The organism is Mycobacterium sp. NGS49 (genome assembly GCF_059812565.1).
Genome location: NZ_JCALCX010000035.1, coordinates 37,431 through 54,909 on the forward strand (window position 1 = coordinate 37,431; position 17,479 = coordinate 54,909).

General features: G+C 67.7%; 19 protein-coding genes and 2 pseudogenes. 9 read left to right on the forward strand and 12 right to left on the reverse strand.

Translation table 11 applies throughout. From position 1 onward, the window contains the following. Positions 1-4 precede the first annotated feature (4 nt). The 7 genes from AC5Y7D_RS26180 to AC5Y7D_RS26210 all read right to left on the reverse strand — a co-directional run bounded on the left by AC5Y7D_RS26180 (position 5) and on the right by AC5Y7D_RS26210 (position 5,614). Entirely contained in the window at positions 5-460 is a 456-nt protein-coding gene (locus tag AC5Y7D_RS26180; protein ID WP_499928683.1) for a DUF350 domain-containing protein, read from the reverse strand. A gap of 16 nt (positions 461-476) precedes the next feature. Then, positions 477-1,643 carry a glutathionylspermidine synthase family protein gene (locus tag AC5Y7D_RS26185; RefSeq protein ID WP_499928684.1) on the reverse strand — a complete coding sequence of 389 codons (1,167 nt, stop codon included), beginning with the start codon at positions 1,641-1,643 and terminating at the stop codon, positions 477-479. Beyond that, positions 1,640-2,365 carry a hypothetical protein gene (locus tag AC5Y7D_RS26190; RefSeq protein ID WP_499928685.1) on the reverse strand — a complete coding sequence of 242 codons (726 nt, stop codon included), beginning with the start codon at positions 2,363-2,365 and terminating at the stop codon, positions 1,640-1,642. Before AC5Y7D_RS26190 ends, AC5Y7D_RS26185 begins: the two co-directional genes overlap by 4 nt. A gap of 82 nt (positions 2,366-2,447) precedes the next feature. Beyond that, entirely contained in the window at positions 2,448-3,278 is an 831-nt protein-coding gene (locus AC5Y7D_RS26195) for an HAD family hydrolase (RefSeq protein ID WP_499928702.1), read from the reverse strand. Beyond that, positions 3,256-4,059 carry a lysophospholipid acyltransferase family protein gene (locus AC5Y7D_RS26200; protein ID WP_499928686.1) on the reverse strand — a complete coding sequence of 268 codons (804 nt, stop codon included), beginning with the start codon at positions 4,057-4,059 and terminating at the stop codon, positions 3,256-3,258. The genes AC5Y7D_RS26195 and AC5Y7D_RS26200 overlap by 23 nt, the downstream gene beginning before the upstream one ends. Continuing rightward, a complete protein-coding gene (locus tag AC5Y7D_RS26205; protein WP_499928687.1) occupies positions 4,052-4,831 on the reverse strand; it encodes a lysophospholipid acyltransferase family protein in 780 nt (259 codons plus the stop codon). Before AC5Y7D_RS26205 ends, AC5Y7D_RS26200 begins: the two co-directional genes overlap by 8 nt. A 3-nt stretch (positions 4,832-4,834) precedes the next feature. Then, complete coding sequence (locus tag AC5Y7D_RS26210) at positions 4,835-5,614, reverse strand: lysophospholipid acyltransferase family protein (RefSeq protein WP_499928688.1); 780 nt, start codon at positions 5,612-5,614, stop codon at positions 4,835-4,837. A gap of 72 nt (positions 5,615-5,686) precedes the next feature. On the opposite strand from AC5Y7D_RS26210, the gene AC5Y7D_RS26215 reads away from it, so the two are divergent. The 3 genes from AC5Y7D_RS26215 to AC5Y7D_RS26225 are packed head-to-tail and all read left to right on the forward strand — an operon-like array spanning position 5,687 to position 8,351. Next, positions 5,687-6,418 carry a phosphotransferase gene (locus AC5Y7D_RS26215; RefSeq protein ID WP_499928703.1) on the forward strand — a complete coding sequence of 244 codons (732 nt, stop codon included), beginning with the start codon at positions 5,687-5,689 and terminating at the stop codon, positions 6,416-6,418. A 47-nt stretch (positions 6,419-6,465) separates the two neighbouring features. Continuing rightward, positions 6,466-8,016 carry a Rieske 2Fe-2S domain-containing protein gene (locus AC5Y7D_RS26220; RefSeq protein ID WP_499928689.1) on the forward strand — a complete coding sequence of 517 codons (1,551 nt, stop codon included), beginning with the start codon at positions 6,466-6,468 and terminating at the stop codon, positions 8,014-8,016. Beyond that, complete coding sequence (locus AC5Y7D_RS26225) at positions 8,013-8,351, forward strand: hypothetical protein (protein ID WP_499928690.1); 339 nt, start codon at positions 8,013-8,015, stop codon at positions 8,349-8,351. The genes AC5Y7D_RS26220 and AC5Y7D_RS26225 overlap by 4 nt, the downstream gene beginning before the upstream one ends. Positions 8,352-8,430: 79 nt before the next feature. Here the strand turns inward: AC5Y7D_RS26225 and AC5Y7D_RS26230 are convergent, their stop codons facing one another. Both AC5Y7D_RS26230 and AC5Y7D_RS26235 read right to left on the reverse strand, forming a co-directional pair. Then, positions 8,431-9,999, reverse strand: a complete 1,569-nt coding sequence (locus tag AC5Y7D_RS26230; RefSeq protein ID WP_499928691.1) for a phytoene desaturase family protein — start codon at positions 9,997-9,999, stop codon at positions 8,431-8,433. A 47-nt stretch (positions 10,000-10,046) separates the two neighbouring features. Then, complete coding sequence (locus AC5Y7D_RS26235; RefSeq protein ID WP_499928692.1) at positions 10,047-10,673, reverse strand: TetR/AcrR family transcriptional regulator; 627 nt, start codon at positions 10,671-10,673, stop codon at positions 10,047-10,049. Positions 10,674-10,764: 91 nt separating this feature from the next. On the opposite strand from AC5Y7D_RS26235, the gene AC5Y7D_RS26240 reads away from it, so the two are divergent. Further along, complete coding sequence (locus AC5Y7D_RS26240) at positions 10,765-11,259, forward strand: DUF2834 domain-containing protein (protein WP_499928693.1); 495 nt, start codon at positions 10,765-10,767, stop codon at positions 11,257-11,259. Here AC5Y7D_RS26240 and serS read toward each other — a convergent pair. Then, positions 11,256-12,512: a serine--tRNA ligase gene (gene serS / locus AC5Y7D_RS26245; protein WP_499928694.1), complete on the reverse strand. Its 1,257-nt coding sequence runs from the start codon at positions 12,510-12,512 to the stop codon at positions 11,256-11,258. The genes AC5Y7D_RS26240 and serS overlap by 4 nt on opposite strands. Positions 12,513-12,602: 90 nt before the next feature. Here serS and AC5Y7D_RS26250 point away from each other — a divergent pair, with 90 nt between their 5' ends. The 3 genes and pseudogenes from AC5Y7D_RS26250 (at position 12,603) to AC5Y7D_RS26260 (ending at position 14,610) form a co-directional block, all read left to right on the forward strand. Continuing rightward, the gene (locus AC5Y7D_RS26250; RefSeq protein WP_499928695.1) at positions 12,603-13,976 is read left to right on the forward strand and encodes a septum formation family protein; all 1,374 of its coding nucleotides are present in this window, start codon (positions 12,603-12,605) and stop codon (positions 13,974-13,976) included. A 4-nt stretch (positions 13,977-13,980) separates the two neighbouring features. Continuing rightward, positions 13,981-14,398, forward strand: a pseudogene (locus tag AC5Y7D_RS26255) (metallopeptidase family protein). Next, positions 14,395-14,610, forward strand: a complete 216-nt coding sequence (locus AC5Y7D_RS26260; protein WP_499928696.1) for a hypothetical protein — start codon at positions 14,395-14,397, stop codon at positions 14,608-14,610. Before AC5Y7D_RS26255 ends, AC5Y7D_RS26260 begins: the two are co-directional and overlap by 4 nt. Here AC5Y7D_RS26260 and AC5Y7D_RS26265 read toward each other — a convergent pair. Then, positions 14,587-15,282, reverse strand: a complete 696-nt coding sequence (locus AC5Y7D_RS26265; RefSeq protein ID WP_499928697.1) for a histidine phosphatase family protein — start codon at positions 15,280-15,282, stop codon at positions 14,587-14,589. The two genes, AC5Y7D_RS26260 and AC5Y7D_RS26265, sit on opposite strands and share 24 nt — an antisense overlap. Then, on the reverse strand, positions 15,279-16,208 hold the full coding sequence (pheA, locus tag AC5Y7D_RS26270; protein WP_499928698.1) for a prephenate dehydratase: 930 nt from the start codon (positions 16,206-16,208) through the stop codon (positions 15,279-15,281). The genes AC5Y7D_RS26265 and pheA overlap by 4 nt, the downstream gene beginning before the upstream one ends. A 96-nt stretch (positions 16,209-16,304) precedes the next feature. Between pheA and AC5Y7D_RS26275 the strand changes: the two genes are divergently transcribed. Then, positions 16,305-17,087 (forward strand): DUF2470 domain-containing protein, encoded by a 783-nt coding sequence (locus AC5Y7D_RS26275; protein WP_499928699.1) that lies wholly within the window; start codon positions 16,305-16,307, stop codon positions 17,085-17,087. 27 nt (positions 17,088-17,114) lie between these two features. Then, positions 17,115-17,479: pseudogene (locus AC5Y7D_RS26280) on the forward strand (LCP family protein); the annotation flags it as partial.

Genomic DNA, 17,479 nt, shown 5'->3' on the forward strand with positions numbered 1-17,479 from the left:
CGCGTCACAGAATCGCGACCGACACCACGACGCCGAGCGCGAACTGTGCGGCCGCCACCATCAGGGCGTGGTAGCCGAATTCGTCGGAATGGAAAAGCGCTTCCATGTTGATGCCCATGGTCACGGTCGCGATGCGCATCATCGCCACCTGCGCTGCGATGCCGACCAGGCCGAAGACCGCCGACGCCAGTAGCCCCTCGCGCAGATTGCCGGACGACGAGTAGATGGCGATCACCACGATGAACGCCATACTGATCATCCCGGCCGCAGACACCAGGATCGCATTCGGCTTGCCCGCGTTCACCATCTTGCGCAGCGGCCCGGGCGTGGTCAGGTCGATCGCGTAGAAGCCGATGATCATGAGCACGAGCCCGAGGATCGAGTAGAGCACGATGGCCCCGGCGCCGCGGCCCAGCCAACTCCAATAGTCCGAATGCAACGCCACAATCGTCGTCGTCATTGATGATCAACTCCGTTCATTTCAGTGGAATTCGGTGTGGAACGAAAGCCGCGCCATCATCGGTGATGAGTCCGGCCGTCTCGCGGATGCCCAAGCCCGCCGCGGTGTCGCCGACCACCCAGGCCCCCAAAGCCGGCCGCATGTCGTCGAATTCGGGCAACGGGTCCAGAAGCTGGTAGACGAATCCCTCCTCGCCGTAGAAGCCGCCGGTGGCGGTCTCCATGCCGGCGCCGACGACCGTCACGTTCGCACCTTCCCGTCCGAGCTTGGGCTTGCGTACATACTCGGTGAGCTCGTGCGGGTCGTCGAGGTAGGCGGGCAACAGGTTCGGGTGCCCCGGGTACATCTCCCACAGCACGGCCAGGATCGCCTTGTTGGACAGCAGCGTCTTCCACAACGGCTCGATCCACATCGTTTGCGGCAGAGTCGATACCACGTACTTGCCGAACTGATCGTCGAGCACCCATTCCCAGGGGTGCAGCTTGAAGATCGCCCCGATCGGGTCCTCTTCCAGGTCGACGAATCGCTCCAGCGCAGAGTCCCAGCCGACGTCCTCGATCAGCAACCCGACGGTGTGAAAACCCGCTTCCGCCGCCGTCTCCTGCATGTAGGTGGTGGTGATCTGATCTTCACCGGTGGCCTCGACGCCCGACCAGGCGAAGTGTAATTCGTTGCTGGGTAACAAATCACGCACCGCCTTCCATCGATCGACCAGCTGTTCGTGCAACGAGTTCCACTGGTCGTCATCGGGGAAGGTGTCTTTGAGCCAATACCATTGCAGGATGGCGGCTTCCAGCAGTGTGGTCGGGGTGTCGGCGTTGTACTCCAACAGCGCCGCGGGGCGTCGCCCGTCGTAGCGCAGGTCGAAGCGCCCATACACATGCGGATCGGAGCGCCGCCATGATTCGGCGACGTGCGGCCAACTCCATTCCGGCAGGCCGAAATCGGCGTACCGGTCCATCAGGATCACTTGCTCGACGGCATTGAGGCACATCGAATGCAGCAGTTCGACGTCGGCTTCCAGCGCCAAGATCTCGTCCATCTCGAACTCGTAGTAAACCGACTCGTCCCAGTACGGCCGGTCGGCGCCGACCGCGTCACGCGCCGGTGTCCCGTACACAAGTCCCTGCGATTCGACGATCGACTGCCAGTTCGGTCGCGGCTGGGACCTGCGGCGTTTCACGAGCCGCCTCCGCCTTTGCCCCCGCTGCCGCCGATACCGCCGCGCTGGATCGTGGTGCCCGACTTGGTGGTGACGGTCGCCCCTTTGGGGATGCTCGTCGTGCCTCCGGTCGGCCGTTGGCCAACGGACCCGGAGCTGCCGTAGTAGTAGCGGTACTGATGCCCGCCCCAGAAGAAAAAGCCGTTCATGCCGGGCGTGTGACCGGTGCAGTAGCTGTCGGGAACGATCACGGGCTGGCCGCTGGGGTCGTCGCGCACGCACTGGGCCGTGACGTGTTGCGGCGACAACAACCAATAGCCGACGCCCGCCACCAGTCCCACCACTCCGACGGCGGCCGCCGAACCCATCAGGATGCGCTTCTGCTTCCGCTTTTTCGCCTCAGCGGCCAGCCGCGCCTCTTCCAGTTCGCGCTGCTGATCTTCGTACTTCTGGCGCGCGCGCAATTCGGCCGGCGTCGGCGGTCGCGGCTTGGTCGTGGCCGCGTCCTGGAACTGGATACTGCCCAGCGGCTTGAGCTTGGGGGTGGCGTCCTTCTTCGGCTGGTCGACCGGCGGTATCAGCCCGTCGGGCAACTTTTCCGGGGCATCCTTCTCCGGTCGGTTCGCCCCGAACGAACTCCGGCGGGGGCCGGCCGGGCGCGGTTCACCGGGTTGGGGCCTGGGTGGCTCCGGCCTGGTTTCATCGGTCCCACCGCCGTCCGGTGGGTCTGATTCAGAGCCCACTAGATGTCCTCCAGTCCCCTCCGACCGCCGCCCGCATTCCTGGACACGCGGGCAGTCTCCCACATCATCGCGAACTGCACGGTCAAGACCACCAACGCTCCAGCACGCGTGCCACGCCGTCGTCGCTGTTGGGAGCCGTAACCTCGTCCGCAGCGGCCAGCGCGTCGGGATGGGCGTTGCCCATCGCCACGCCCAGTCCGGCCCGCAACAACATCGGGACATCGTTGGGCATGTCGCCGAACGCCACCACTTGCGCCTCGGTGATGCCCAGCGGTTCGGCGACCTCGCGCAGGCCACTGGCCTTGCTGACCCCTCGCGGCACGATCTCGAGCAGACCGTTGTTCGTGGAATAGGTCAGATCACCCTCGTCACCGAGGTGCCCGGCCAGCTCGGCGGCCATGTCGGCGCTGACCGCACCGGCCTTGCGAATCAGCAGCTTTATCGCCGGCGCGCTGAGCAGGTCGTCGAACGACACCTCGGTGTTATCCGGATTGAGCCAGGCGTGCTCGTAGCCCGGCGAGCTGATGAACTGCGGGGTGACGCTGTCGTGGGCCCGCTCGCCGATCCGCTCGACCGCCAGCCCGGCCCCGGGAATGACCCGTCGCGCGATCTCGGCCAATGCCGCCAGCGTGTCGACCGACAGGGTCTGCGCCGACAACACCTTGTCGTGTTCCGGGTCGTAGATGACGGCGCCGTTCGCGCAGACCGCCATCGGCGCGAAGCCCAATGCCTCTACGACCGGCCGGATCCACCGCGGCGGCCGTCCGGTGGCCAACACGAAGTGCGCACCCCCTGCCACCGCGGCATGCACCGCCGCGCGGGTACGCGGACTGAGGGTTTCTTGGTCATTGAACAGGGTGCCGTCGACGTCGCACCCGATGAGCGCAGGCTTACGGCCGGCCGGTGTTGTCAGCTCGGTTCCCTTCCTTGCGCTTGCGCGGCGTCAGCCCGCCCTGCGCCCGCTTCTGCGCCCGCTCGGCCAGTTCGGCGATGCGGAACTCCCTCGACTCGTCCGGGGTCGGTGCACTGCCGCCCAGCCGTCGCGGTACCCAGTATTCGCCTTCGGGGTGCGGATACTGCTCCTGCACCCAATGCAGCATCGCTTCCATGGCTTGGCGCAGCACCGCATTGAACTCCTCCGGGGTGCCCTGCGGCCACAGCGGCGGCCCGATCGCAACGCTGATGGGAACCTTGTTGCGCACCAACTTCTTTGGGTGATCTTTGGGCCAGATCCGGTGCGCACCCCAGACGATCATCGGCACGAGCGGCACCTGGGCCTCGATCGCCATCCGGGCCGCCCCGGTCTTGAACTCCCGAAGCTCGAAGCTGCGGCTGATGGTGGCCTCGGGGTGCAGCCCGACCAGCTCGCCGTCCCTGAGCCGCTGTACGGCAACCGCGTAAGCCTCGGAGCCCAGGCTGCGATCAACCGGGATCAGCTGGGTGTGCTTGATCACGTAGTTGACCGCCTTCACCTCCTGCATCTCGGCCTTGATCATGAATCGCAGCCGCCGCTTGCGTTCCAGTGCGGCCAGCGATGCCGGAATCCAGTCGACGTAGCTGGTGTGGTTGAGGGCGATGATCGCGCCCCCGCGGGCGGGGATGTTCTCCAGGCCCTGATAGGTGATCTTGTTTCCGTTCAGCGCGACAACCGAAGGAACGAAAAATTCCATGAACCGGAAGAACGGCTCAGCCATTTCTCGATTCTCCTTCCACCCCCGACTGATGCGATGTCCGGCGCGCGGCCCTGGCCGCGGTCTCCTCAGCTTCCATCCGCGCGGCTTCGAACAGCGATGGTGCCCCGCCGCCAAGCCGGCGCGGCACCCATTGCTCGCCGGCTGGATGAGAATAATCCTGCTGCACCTGGTGGAGCAGCGAGGTCATCGATTCGCGCAGCACTTCGTTGGTGTGCGAGACGTCGTCCGCGGCCGGCAGTGGCGGCCCGACCGCCACTGTCACCGGAATCTTGGCACGTACCAACCGCTTGGGCAGGCCCTTGGTCCAGATGCGCTGCGTACCCCAGACGATCACCGGCATGATCGGGACTTCGGCTTCGACGGCCATCCGGGCGGCACCCGTCTTGAAGTCTTTGAGTTCGAAGCTGCGGCTGATGGTGGCCTCGGGATAGACCGCGACCAGCTCGCCGTCCCGCAACGCCCGCACCGCCCGGGCATAGGCATCGGCTCCGGAGCTCCGGTCCACCGGGATCGCCCCGTTCCGCTCGATCAGGAAGTTGACGCTCTTCACGCGCTGCATTTCCGCCTTGATCATGAAGCGCAACCGGCGATGGCGCCGCCGCACGGCAAGCCCGGCCGGCAGAAAATCGACGTAGCTGGTGTGGTTGACGGCCACCACGGCGCCGCCGCGCTCCGGGATGTGTTCCTCGCCCAGGTATGTGATCCGCGTCCCGGTCACCCGTACCAGGAACTGGGCCGACATCTCGCAGGCGCGGTACACGGGCTCCGCCATCGGTCACTGCTCCGCGGCTCCAGTGGGGTGTGCCCGCTCGGCGCGGCGGGCAGCCTTGGCCGCCGCTTCCTCCGCGTCCATGCGCGCGGCCTCCGCCAGGGAAGGCGCGCCGCCGCCCAGCCGGCGCGGCACCCAGAATTCGCCCGCCGGATGTGGCCCGTACTGCTCCTGCGCGCGAATCAGCAGGTGCTGCATCCGGGAATGCAGCAGCCCGGTCAGTTCAGTGGTGGACAGCGTCGGTTGAATGGGTTCACCGACGATCACCTGAATGGGCACTTTGGGCCGGAAGATCTTCTTCGGGTGGCCCTTGGTCCAGATCCGCTGAGCACCCCAGATGACGTGCGGAACGATCGGCACGCCAGCCTCCAGCGCCATCCGGGCGGCGCCGGTCTTGAACTCCTTGATCTCGAAGCTGCGGCTGATCGTGGCCTCGGGGTAGACGCCCACCAGCTCACCGGCCTTGAGGTTCTCCACCGCCGCGGCAAATGACGCGGCCCCGCTTTCCCGGTCCACCGGGATGTGGCGGAAGGAGCGCATCAACGGGCCGGTAATCTTGTGGTCGAACACCTCCTGCTTGGCCATGAACCGCACTTTGCGGCCGAGCCCCTGCCGGTACGCCGGCAAACCCGCCAGGGTGAAGTCGAGATAGCCGGTGTGGTTGATCGCGACCACGGCGCCACCACTGGTCGGCAGGTTCTCCACGCCGGTCACGGTGATCTTGAGACCCTGCAGGCGAAAGATCATCCGGGCGAGCGTAATGGCGGTGCCGTATGCAGGTTCCACAGCAGTTCAGCCTAGTGCGCCGGGCCCCCGGATACCCGAAGTGGGCAGAACGTGAGACGGAAGGGGTCAGCGTTGTCCTACCCGTCGTCACCGCCACCCGTTCCCGCGCTGGTGTGGCGGCTCGCGGCCGGCCGGCCGGTGCACGCGGTGTGGCGCAATGAACTGGGTGACGTCACTTTCCGGGTGGCCGACGGCGCCGAGTTCATCAAGGTGGGCGGGTCCTACTCGGTTGATTTCAGCGGCGAAGCACGCCGGCTGCGCTGGGCCGCGCCCTACCTTCCGGTGCCGCCCGTCATCGATTTCGGGGTCGACGACGGTGCCGGTGCAGCCTGGCTGCGCACCCGCGGCCTGCCCGGAGTGTCCGCAGTGCACCCACGGTGGCGGTCGAACCCCGCGGTCGCCGTGCGCGCGATCGGTGTGGGATTGCGCACGCTGCACGACACGCTGCCGGTGGCGTCGTGTCCGTTCGACTGGTCGGTGGCCAGCCGGCTGCCGTTGCTGCATCCCGCGCACCGGGCGAACCTCGAGGATCCCCCGCCGATCGATCGGCTGGTGGTCTGCCACGGCGACGCCTGCGCACCCAACACGCTGATCGACGGCGACGGAGGCTGCTGCGGGCACGTGGACATGGGCGATCTCGGTGTCGCCGACCGGTGGGCTGACCTGGCGGTAGCAACGTTGTCACTGGGCTGGAACTACCCCGGCCACGACTGGAAAGCGGAGTTCTTCGCCGCCTACGGCATCGCACCCGACCCGCTGCGCATCGACTACTACCGACGCTTATGGGAGGACCCGACACTCTGACGCAAGCTAAACTCCAGGCGTCGTTGAAAGGTCTCCGAGAGGCATTTGTGCAGGTAACAAGCGTCGGCCACGCCGGCTTTCTGATCCAGACCCGGGCGGGCAACATCCTGTGCGACCCGTGGGTCAACCCGGCGTACTTCGGGTCGTGGTTCCCGTTCCCGGACAACAGCGCACTGCACTGGGACGCCCTCGGCGACTGCGATTACCTGTACGTCTCACACCTGCACAAAGACCACTTCGACGCCACGCTGCTGGACTCGCACGTCAGCAAGGACGCGGTGGTGCTGCTGCCCGATTTCCCGGTGCCCGACCTGCGACACGAGTTGGAAAAGCTGGGATTTCACCGGTTCTTCGAGACCACCGATTCGGTGAGCCACCGGCTGTCCGGTCCCAAAGGCGTCCTCGACATCATGATCATCGCCCTGCGGGCACCGGCGGACGGTCCGATCGGCGACTCGGCACTGGTGGTTTCCGACGGTGAGACCACGGTGTTCAACATGAACGACGCCCGTCCCGTCGACCTGGATGTGCTGGCCGCCGACTTCGGGCACATCGACGTGCACCTGCTGCAGTATTCGGGGGCGATCTGGTATCCGATGGTCTACGACATGCCGGCCCGGGCCAAGGAGGCGTTCGCCACCCAGAAAAGGCAGCGGGGGATGGATCGTGCCCGGCAGTACATCGCTCAGGTCGGGGCGACGTGGGTGGTGCCCTCGGCCGGTCCGCCCGCCTTTCTGGACCCCGAACTGCGTCAACTCAACGACGACCGCAACGATCCGGCCAACATCTTCCCCGACCAGATGGTGTTCCTCGATCAGATGCGCAGCCACGGCCACGACCGCGGGCTGTTGATGATGCCCGGCTCGGTGGCCGATTTCACCGGCTCGCAGCTGAATTCGCTGCGGCACCCGCTGCCCACCGAGCAAGTGGAGGCGATCTTCACCACCGGCAAGGCCGACTACATCGCCGACTACGCCGAACGCATGGCACCGGTACTGGCCGCCGAGAAGGCCCGCTGGGCGCCCGCCGCCGGTGAACCGCTCCTGGAGCCGTTACGCGCCTTGTTCGAACCGATCATGTTGCAGAGCAACGAGATTTGTGACGGCATCGGCTACCCAGTGGAACTGGTGATCGGCCCCGAGACCGTCATTCTGGACTTCCCGAAACGAGCGGTGCGGGAGGCGATCCCGGACGAGAAGTTCCGGTACGGGTTCGAGATCGCGCCGGAGTTGGTGCGCACGGTGCTACGCGACAACGAACCGGACTGGGTCAACACGATCTTCTTGTCGACCCGTTTCCGGGCCTGGCGCGTGGGTGGCTACAACGAATACCTGTACACGTTCTTCAAATGCCTGACCGACGAACGGATCGCCTACGCCGACGGCTGGTTCGCCGAGAGCCACGACGATTCCGCGTCGATCACCCTGGACGGCTGGGAGATTCAACGGCGCTGCCCCCACCTCAAGGCCGACCTGTCGAAATTCGGTGTGGTCGAGGGCAACACGCTGACCTGCAACCTGCACGGCTGGCAATGGCGGTTGGACGACGGCCGCTGCCTGACCACCCGCGGTCACGAGTTGCGGAGCTGCCGCGCATGAGCACGGTATCGGAACTCTGCTACGACGACGGCGCCGTCCAGCTGGATCAAATGGCCATCACGCTGCGCCGCTACCACTTTCCCTCTGGCACGGCCAAGGTGATCGGGCTGGACCAGATCCGGGGATACAAGGCGGAGCCACTCGGCCTGTTCACCATCCGGTTCAACGTCTGGGGCAGCCCGGACCTGCGTCGCTGGCTTCCGCTGGACCTGTACCGGCCGCTCAAGTCGACACTGATCACGCTCGACATACCCGGGTCGCAGCCCGCATTCACGCCGGCGCGCCCGGACGAGTTCCTCGCCTGCCTGGATGAACTGCTCGCTCAGCGCGGCTGACCCGTCGCCGAACGTGAACTCACGGCGACTTTTTCGCCATTTTCTCGCCGCCCCTTCACGCTCGGCGAAGGGGTAGCGGCTAACGGTCCGCCAGCGCCGCCCGCCCGGCGTTGTAGCCGGGGGTGAAGGTGATGCCCGGCCCACCGTGGCATCCGGCACTGCCCAGGTACAGCCCGTGTATGGGAATCGGTTGCCCGATATAGCCTTTCGGGCCGGGGCGGTTCTGCCCGATCTGGTCGGAGCTCAGCAGGCCGTGGCAGTAGTCGCCGCCGGGCGCACCGAACATGACGCCCATGTGCTTGGGCGTGAACGTGGTGTGGCGGATGATGCTGCGCTCGAAATTCGGCGCCAGCCGGGTGATCTTGTCGATCACCCGCTGACCCATCTCAACCTTGGCCCGGCCGTAGTCGGCACCCCCCTCGATCGGGAACCACAGCGCGAAGGCCGACCCGGCGTGCTTGCCTTCGGGCGCCAGATCCGGGTCATGCACCGACGGGATTTGCAGAACCAGCGTCGGATCGGCCGGCACGATGCCGCGGCGGCAGTCCTCCCACTGCTGCTGGACTTCTTCGGGTGTGCAGAAGATGCCGATCGATGCCTGCATGGCCGGGTCGTTGAGAGCCTGGTACGGCGCGGCGAACTCCGGCGCCTCCTCCAGCGCGAAGTGCATCTGCAGATAGCTGCCGCGGTGGTCGATGCGTCCGTAGCGCTCCCGGATTTCGGCCGGCAACACCGAGGGATCGACCAAATCGTTGAGCGTGACGTCGGGGGCCACCGAGGAGACGACGATCGGGGCGGTCAAAGTGTCCCCGGCTTCGGTGCGCACTCCGGTCACCCCGCCCCCGTCGACGAGGATCTCGGTCACCTTGGACCGCAGCCGCACTTCGCCGCCGTTGTCCTGCAGGACGCGGGCCAGGTGCGCAGTGAGCGCGCCGATACCGCCGCGCAGCTTCTTCATCTGCACGAAGTCGCCCTCGGGAATGCCTAGCCCGAAGGCGAGTGCGGCGGCGCTGCCCGGGGTGGACGGACCCCGATAGAGGGTGTTCACGGCCAGTACCGTCATCGACCCCCGGATGGCGCCGTGCTTTTCGCGGTCCGGGAAGTAGCGGTCCAGCACGTCGGTGACCGAACCGAACAGCATGTCGTCGATCGCGGAGCGCTCGAATTCATTGGTCGCGCACGCATACATCTCGTCGAAGGTCTTGGGCAGCGTGCCCGCCTCGAAGCGCCCCAGCGCGCGAGTGGGTGCCTGGGCCCACATGAGCAGGCCGCCCATGCCGGCCACGGCGTCGGCGCCGTGCACCTCGTTGAGGTGAGCGAACATTTTCATCGGGTCGCTGTACTGGACCAGTGGATCGTCGCCGACACCGCGCAGCGCCACCGACATGACCTCGAGGTCGACTGTCGGCAAGGTGTCCAGGCCCAGCTCGCTGATCACTTCCGCGGACGTCGGGAACTGCACCGAGCCGGCAATTTCGAAGTGGTAGCCGTCGAACAGTTCCACGGTGGAGGCCATGCCCCCGGCGTACAGCTTGCCGTCCAGGCAGACGGTTCGCAGGCCCGCCCGCTGCAGCAGCACCGCCGCGGTCAACCCGTTATGGCCCGCGCCGACGACGATCGCGTCGTATTGGGTTCCTGATGCAGACATGCCGACCTCCTGAGTGGGAGGCTGGCATGGGGACCAAGTTTTGTCAATTATGACGAAACATGGCGGACTTGCCAGGTGTCGGTGACGCCGGACCGCAGCGATTCCAGCGCCACCTGACTCATTCTGGCCAGTTCACCGAGCGACCGGTCCGGGCCCAGCATCCAGGCCTCCATCGCGCCGAAGACGGCCGCGGCGATACAGCGGGCGATCACGATGCTGCGCAGCCCCGCATCGGGTGTCTGACCCGCGGCGCACCCCAGGCGCAGCAACCGGGCCTGGATGGCGTCCGCCAGGTCGGCCTGCACCTCCCGGATGTGCCGGACGATTCGGCCCGGATCCAGTTCGCCGCCCCGCAGTGTCGCGATCTTCGTCACGGCCTCGACGTCGTACGGAAAGGCGAAGACGGCGGCCTGCACCGAGTCGATGACCGCCTCGTCGACCGGGCGGGCGTCCAGGGCGGCGCGGAACCAGTTGAGGCCGGTGTAGTCGGCAAACAGCAGGTCGTGCTTGGAGCTGAAGTGGCGGTAGAAAGTCCGCAGCGAGACCCCGGCGTCCGCCGCGATCTGCTCGGCCGAGGTGTTCTCCACGCCCTGGGCCAGAAACCGCACCACCGCCGCCTGACGCAACGCCTCCCGGGTGCGCTCGCTGCGCGCCGTCTGTGCCGGCCTGACCATTTCAGTACGGTACCGCAGGCCGTTGACCTGCCGTCTCGCGTCGCTTCTGTCAATATTGACAAAACTTTGGGCGCGGGGTGAGACTGCCGCCATGGTGTCACTCATCGCGCACGCAGTTCTGGGTCTCGCTGTCATCGGCTGGATCGTCGCCTCCAACCCGCGGGTCTATGCCAGGCCGGCTGACGGTCCGTTGTTCTCACCGCTGGAGCTCGTCTACTACGTCGTCGGCGTCGCGTCCATCGCGCTGGGCTGGTATTTCAACATCCGCTTCGTTCAGGAGTACTCACACGGCTCCCACAACCCGCTGTGGGGTCCGGGCAGCTGGACGCAGTACATCCAGCTCATGTTCACCAACCCGGCCGCGGGATCGGCCGGCCAGGACTACACGATCGCGAACGTGATCCTGCTGCCCCTGTTCTCGATCACCGACGGCTATCGGCGCGGATTCAAACGGCCCTGGCTGTTCTTCGTCAGCAGCCTGTTCACCAGCTTCGCGTTCGCGTTCGCGTTCTACTTCGCCACCATCGAACGTCAGCACCGGCACGAGCGGGCCAGTGCCGCCCCGGCGCCGAAGGTCGCCGCCTAGGCGGGCTCCAGTACGTCGGTGCCCACATACGGCACCAGCGCCGCGGGCACCCGGACGCTGCCGTCGGGCTGCTGATGGTTTTCCAGAATCGAGACCAGCCACCGGGTGGTGCCCAGCGTGCCGTTGAGCGTGGCCGCGGTCTGCGGCTTGCCATTCGTGTCCCGGTAGCGCGTGGCCAGCCGTCGCGCCTGGAAGGTGGTGCAGTTGGACGTCGACGTCAGCTCGCGATAGGTCGCCTGCGTCGGTACCCAGGCTTCGCAGTCGAACTTGCGGGCGGCCGACGAGCCGAGGTCACCCGCGGCCACGTCGATCACCCGGTAGGGCACCTCGATCTGCGCCAGCATCTCGCGCTGCCAGCCCAGCAGCCGCTGGTGTTCGGCCTCGGCCTCCTCGGGCCGGCAGTAGACGAATCCTTCGACCTTGTCGAACTGGTGCACCCGGATGATGCCGCGGGTGTCCTTGCCGTAGCTGCCGGCCTCGCGGCGGAAGCACGACGACCACCCGGCGTACCGCAGCGGCCCGGCGGCCAGGTCCAGAATCTCCCCGGAGTGGTAGCCCGCCAGCGGCACCTCGGAAGTTCCCACCAGGTACAGGTCGTCGGCCTCCAGCCGGTACACCTCGTCGGCATGGGCACCCAGGAATCCGGTGCCGGCCATCACCTCGGGTCGTACCAGCACCGGCGGGATCATCGGAATGAACCCGTTCTCCACCGCCACGCGCAGAGCCAGTTGCAGCAGGCCAAGCTGCAGCAGCGCGCCCCGGCCGGTCAGGAAGTAGAACCGCGATCCCGAGACCTTGGCGCCGCGTTGCATGTCGATCAAACCCAACGACTCGCCGAGCTCCAGGTGATCCTTCGGCTCCGGCAGGACCGGGGGTTCACCCACGACCTCGAGCACCGCATAGTCGTCCTCGCCGCCGGGCGGGACCCCGTCGACGACGACGTTGGAGATGGCCATGTGCGCGGCGGTGAACGCCGCTTCGGCGGCGCCCTGCTCCGCCTCGGCGGCCTTGACCTGCTCTGCGAGATCCTTGGCACGCTGCAACAGCGCCGGACGGTCCTGCGCTGACGCGGCACCGACGCTCTTGCTGGCCGCCTTCTGTTCGGCGCGGAGCGAATCGGCGGCCGAGATCGCCGCGCGACGCGCGGTGTCCGCGCTCAACAGGGCGTCTACCAGGTCCGGATCCTCACCACGGCTTTGCTGAGAGCGCCGTACGGTGTCGGGCTCTTCCCGGAGGAGCTTGAGGTCGATCACGGCCGCAACACTACTTCGCGGGTCTCGCCCGGATCTCACATGCGCAACGATTTTCACGCCTCTCAGGCGGCCCTGTCAGAATGGGAGCCGATGTTGGACGCGCCCGAGAAGCAACCGGTACCCGACGACCCCGCCACCGGCGAGGCCGTCGAGCCGTCTAGTGAACCGGAGCCGCCGGCCGGCGTCACGGAACCGCGCGAGTCGTCGGGCGGGCTCCGCTGGCCGCGCGGCCTGCAGGCATCGGCGACCCGGCGCACCCTGCTGCTCACAGCGCTGGGCGGCTTGCTGATCGCCGGACTGGTCACCGCGCTGCCCGTGGGCACCATCCCGGGACGACTGGCCGGATACATCGACAGCAACCCGGTGCCCAGCACCGGTTCCAAAGGCAACGCCGCGTTCGCCCGCGCCACCAGCGGCGACTGCCTGAACTGGCCGGACGGCACTCCCGAGTCGGCCACCATCGTCAGCTGCGCCGACGACCACCGGTTCGAGGTCGCCGAGTCCGTCGACATGCGCACCTTTCCCGGCTCTGAGTACGGCCCGAATGCCGCACCCCCGTCAGCGGCCCGCATCCAGCAGATCAACGCCGAACAATGCGATCCGGCCGTGCGCCGGTACCTGGGCGCCAAGTTCGACCCCAACAGCAAGTTCACCGTCAGCATGCTGTGGTCGGGTGACCGCGCGTGGCGGCAGACCGGCGAGCGGCGCATGCTGTGCGGCCTGCAGCTGCCTGGCCCGAACAACGAGCAGGTCGCCTTCAAGGGCAAGATCGCCGACATCGACCAGTCGAAGGTCTGGCCCGCCGGCACCTGCCTCGGCATCGACCCGGCCACCAACCAGCCGGTCGACGTTCCGGTCGACTGTGCGGCGCCGCACGCGATGGAGGTCACCGGCACCGTCAACCTGGCGGAGAAGTTCCCCAACGCAATGCCGCCCGAACCCGAGCAGGACGGCTTCATCAAGGACGCCTGCACGAAGATGACGGACGCCTACCTCGCGCCCATCAAGCTGCGCACCACCACGCTGACGCTGATCTACCCCACGGTGTCGCTGCCCAGCTGGTCGGCGGGCAGCCGCGAGGTCGCTTGCAGCATCGGCGCGACGCTGGGCAACGGGGGCTGGGCCACGCTGGTCAACAGCGCCAAGGGACCGTTGCTGATCAACGGCCAGCCGCCGGTGCCGCCGCCGGACATCCCCCAGGAGCGGCTCACCCTCCCGCAGATCCCCGTGCAGCTCCCGACCCAGCAGCCATCGGCGCCGACCCAGCAGCAGCAGCCCACCGCCCCGCCCGGAAACCAGCATCTGCCCAACCAGCAGCCGGTGGTGACGCCCACCCGGGCGCCCTCGTCCCCGGCGACCCAGGCGCCGCCCAGCACCCAGGCACCGCCACCGGCTGACGGCGGTGCGCCGCCACCGGCGCAGGCACCCGACAACGCGCCGGGCAACGAGCCCCCGCCCAGTTGACCCGGTGACCGTGCGGATGGACCCGCAGCGGTTCGAAGAATTGGTCTCCGACGCACTCGACCTGATCCCGGCCGAGTTGACCGCCGCCATGGACAACGTCGTGGTGCTGGTGGCCGACCGCCATTCCCAGGAGCCGGACCTGCTCGGCCTGTACGAGGGGGTGGCGTTGACCGAGCGTGACACCGACTACGCCGGCGCACTGCCGGACACCATCACGATCTATCGCGAAGCGCTGCTCGACATCTGCGATTCGGACACCGAGGTGGTCGACCAGGTCGCGATCACGGTGATTCACGAGATCGCGCACCATTTCGGCATCGACGACGAGCGGCTCGACGAGCTCGGCTGGGCCTGATTGATGACCTGCCCTCGGGCGCGGCAGCCGGGTTCTGTCGGCGCCCGGTGCTATGAACGGCTTATGAGCACAGGCTGCCGCGCGTGCCGGGCAGGCTTAGATCACTGCCACGGCACCGTCATTCTTCACTTGCTGGGCCGGCCGGAATGCACTGAGCCGGACTGCGTCGCTCCCGAGTTGTTCACTCATGTGTTCGTCGTCGACTGCGACGTGGTGGGTTGCGCCTGCGCGCAATCGTCCGCCGATCTGGCCGGGTCAGCCCATGGGATCGGTGCTTGACGAGACGGCATCGTCCTGCGCCGACGCGGTGCCGGCTTCCTCCGGGTAGAACGGCGGCGTCAGGGCGCCCCAGCGCACACAACTCCACCGCCCGTCGGTGATGGGCGCCAGCACCACGGATTCGGCGTTGTCCAGCGGGTTGTCGAGCACAAAGGTGCCCTCCACACCCGCGAGGACCGCCGCCGCCAGCCGGATCGCCGCGCCGTGGCTCACCACCACGATGTCGCCATCCCAGCGGTGGTCGTCCAGGTAGCGCATTCGCAGCTCGGTGAGCACGGGGACGTACCGCTGCAGGACGTCGTTGGCGGTCTCGCCGCCGGGCAGCGCGACATCCAATTCACCCAGATGCCACCGCTTGTAGATGGCGTTGAACTCGGCGATCGCCTCGTCGTCGTTACGGCTTTCCAGCGCGCCGACCTGCACCTCGTGAATGCCGGTCACCTCCTGAGGCACCAGCGCGAGCTCCGCGCCGATCACCCCCGCCGTCTGCGAGGCGCGGACGGCCACCGAGTGCGTCAGGATGGCCGGACGGGCATGCCCGCTGCGGGCGAATGCCCGCGCCTGGTCCCGGCCCCGCGGGGTCAGGGCCGCTCCGGGCGGCAGGGTGTCCAGCCGGCGTTCGACATTGCCGAACGACTGCCCGTGCCGCACCAACACCAACCGGCCGCTCATCGTGGTATCTCCCCGTTCCGCAGACCCGCCAGCCAGTTCTTCGCCTCATCCGACGCCGGCGGCGCCACCCCCGCAGCCTGACCCGTCGGCCAAGAACCCAAATACCGCACATCGGCACAACGACGGCGCAGCGCCATCAGTGCCTCGGCGACGGCGTCGTCCTCGAGATGGCCGACACAGTCGACGAAGAACATGTAGGTGCCCAGCCCGGTACGGGTGGGCCGGGATTCGATGCGGGTCAGGTCAATGCCGCGCATCCCGAACTCGGTCAGGGCCTGCAGCAGCGCGCCGGGAAGGTTCTCGATCCGCAGCACCGCCGAGGTGCGGTCTGCCCCGGTGCGCGCCGGCGGCGGACCGGGACGACCGATCAGCACGAATCGGGTGCGCGCATTGGATTCGTCGACCACGCCGTCGGCCAGCACCGCCAGGCCCCGGTGTGCCGCGGCCAACGGAGACGTGACCGCGGCGTCCACCCGCCCGTCGGCCACCTGCTGCGCGGCGTCGGCGTTGGAGTACGCCGGTTTCAGGTCGACGGCGGGCAGATTGGCGGTCAGCCACCGGCGCACCTGCGCCGCGGCCACCGGGAAGGCGGCCAGTGTGCGCACCTCCGCGAGGCCGCGACCCGGCGCGGCGACGATGCTGAACGCCACGTCCAGGGTGGTCTCGGCGTAGATCTGCAGCGGCGAACCGAGCGCCAGGCTGTCCAGCGTCGGTGCCAGTGACCCGTCGATCGAGTTCTCGATCGGCGCGCAGGCGTAGTCCGCGACGCCCTCCCGCACGGCGTCCAACGCGGCGGGAGTGCTTTCCACCGGCAACGGCTGAAGCGTGTGGGGCTCATGGCCGGGAACCAGGCCGTCGGCCGTCAGGGCCCGCAGCGCAGCCTCGGTAAAGGTCCCCGCCGGGCCGAGGTATGCGATGCGCGCCACGACCACAACCCTAACGGCGCAGCCTCACCGCACCGGCCCTTGCTCGACCGCCGGGCCCTAGGTTATCTTAGGCTTACCTAACAAAGGGAGGTAACGGTGCTACCCGCCGCATATCCGACACCTACGACTGCCGAACGGATTCGCAGCGCGTGCTCGCGGCCCGCGGGCGCCCTGCTGGCGATCGAGGGCCGGGACCCGCTGGCCACCCCCGTGCACCACCTGCTGCACGACGGCACCTTCGCCGTCGCGGTTCCCCGAACCGGCGCCGACGGCCTGGAATGCGCCGCGCAAGCGTTGCTGGAACTCACCGACTCTGCGCCGCTACCGGTACGTGAGCCCGTCCGCTCACTGGTGTGGGTGCGCGGTCGGTTGCACCGGATCCCGCCTGGCGCGGTGGTCAAGATCCTCGATCTGATCGCCACCGAGGACCCGAACCCGGTGCTGCTACAGATCGATACACCCAGTTCGAGCCCGTCGGTCGAGGATGACATCCGCTACACCCTGCTGCGCCTCGCGATCGACTCCGTGGTGGTGACCGACCCGACCGGCGCCGAGCCAGTCAGCGTCGCAGACCTGCTGGCAGCCCGGCCCGACCCCTTCTGCGAAATCGAGTCGACGTTGCTGTGGCACCTGAGCACCGCACACGACGACGTCCTTGCCCGCCTGGTGTCCCGGCTGCCGGCAGCGCTGCGCCGCGGCCAGGTGCGCCCCCTCGGGCTGGACCGCTACGGCGTGCGGTTCCGCGTTGAAGGCGATGACGGCGACCGCGACATCCGGCTGCCGTTCCACAAGCCGGTCGACGACATGAACGGGTTGCGCCAAGCGATCCGCATTCTGATGGGATGCCCATTCGTCAACGGGTTGCGCGCACGCCGATAGCGGGGTCCCGCGACGTAAGTTAGCCGGGTGAACGGCGATCGACCACCGGAACCACCCCGATTGCGCAGGCCGGCACCACCGCAACCGGCGCAGCCCGGCCGAGGGGAACCCTCGCCGGTCATTCGCCGTGCCGGCCATCCGCCACAGCCACCGCTCGCCCCGCCGGCGCCGGCGCCCCGCACGGTCGCCCCGCCGCCGCCGGCCCCGCCCAAACTGCGCCGCAACCGACGTAAGCGCCGCTGGGTACGCACGACGGCGCTGAGCCTGGTGATCCTGCTGCTGCTGGCCACCGCCGGTGTGCTGGGTGGCATGTTGTGGTTCGACTCCGCCGTGCACCGGCAGACGGTTCTGACGGACTACTCCGACCGGCCCGCGCCCGGCCGCGGCACCAA

Excerpts from the sequence above, each read along its gene's own strand:
- AC5Y7D_RS26230 (WP_499928691.1), bottom strand. The coding sequence starts at position 9,999 with ATGTCTGCATCAGGAACCCAATACGACGCGATCGTCGTCGGCGCGGGC.
- AC5Y7D_RS26260 (WP_499928696.1), top strand. The coding sequence starts at position 14,395 with ATGAGCACAGGCTGCCGCGCGTGCCGGGCAGGCTTAGATCACTGCCAC.
- AC5Y7D_RS26265 (WP_499928697.1), bottom strand. The coding sequence starts at position 15,282 with ATGAGCGGCCGGTTGGTGTTGGTGCGGCACGGGCAGTCGTTCGGCAAT.
- AC5Y7D_RS26200 (WP_499928686.1), bottom strand. The coding sequence starts at position 4,059 with ATGGCTGAGCCGTTCTTCCGGTTCATGGAATTTTTCGTTCCTTCGGTT.
- AC5Y7D_RS26240 (WP_499928693.1), top strand. The coding sequence starts at position 10,765 with ATGGTGTCACTCATCGCGCACGCAGTTCTGGGTCTCGCTGTCATCGGC.
- AC5Y7D_RS26225 (WP_499928690.1), top strand. The coding sequence starts at position 8,013 with ATGAGCACGGTATCGGAACTCTGCTACGACGACGGCGCCGTCCAGCTG.
- AC5Y7D_RS26250 (WP_499928695.1), top strand. The coding sequence starts at position 12,603 with ATGTTGGACGCGCCCGAGAAGCAACCGGTACCCGACGACCCCGCCACC.
- AC5Y7D_RS26180 (WP_499928683.1), bottom strand. The coding sequence starts at position 460 with ATGACGACGACGATTGTGGCGTTGCATTCGGACTATTGGAGTTGGCTG.
- AC5Y7D_RS26205 (WP_499928687.1), bottom strand. The coding sequence starts at position 4,831 with ATGGCGGAGCCCGTGTACCGCGCCTGCGAGATGTCGGCCCAGTTCCTG.
- AC5Y7D_RS26235 (WP_499928692.1), bottom strand. The coding sequence starts at position 10,673 with ATGGTCAGGCCGGCACAGACGGCGCGCAGCGAGCGCACCCGGGAGGCG.